Annotated in this window: 1 pseudogene; it reads left to right on the plus strand. The window is 46.2% G+C overall.

What is annotated here, in order from left to right:
• Nucleotides 1-38: 38 nt before the first annotated feature.
• A pseudogene (locus R8N47_RS26390) lies at nucleotides 39-617 on the plus strand (hypothetical protein); the annotation flags it as partial.

Genomic DNA, 617 nt, shown 5'->3' on the forward strand with positions numbered 1-617 from the left:
GACTTTCTCATTCGGAAACGAACAAGGACAAATGAATAATGAATAAGGTGAGTTTATTAGCAGCGTCAGTGGCTATCGCTCTTACAGGCTGTGGCGGTTCAGATAGCGGTTCAAGCAGTGCAAGCAACGGTGTTGTGATCACAGGTTTTGACGGCTACTTCAAAAATGCAGTTGTTTTTGAAGACACGAACAACAACGGTCAATGGGACACTCAAGAATCTATTCTTGGTCTGACCGATGAGAAAGGTCAGCTTACACTGGCCGCTAAACCAGAAAAAACCTTAGCACTGCAAACTCTCGTTCCAAACGGTGCGAAACAGAAACAACTTATCGCCTTGGATGCCAAGAAATACGCTGGCACCTACACCGTAGATATGGACCACCCAAGCCAAGCTATGGCGCACGAAATCGTATTCCGCGCACCATCATCGTCTAACGTGATCTCACCTATCACGGACCTTGTGGCGATTGAAATGGCAAAAGACCCTTCAATTACTGAAGAAGACGCGAAAGCAAACGTAAACAAAGCATTGGGAGGCTCAGAGGAAGCTCCGATTGATCTGTACAGTGACTTTGTTGAAGGTGCGACAAAAAACGCCGAACTACATAAAACCGCT

The organism is Vibrio sp. 2132-1 (assembly GCF_033344315.1).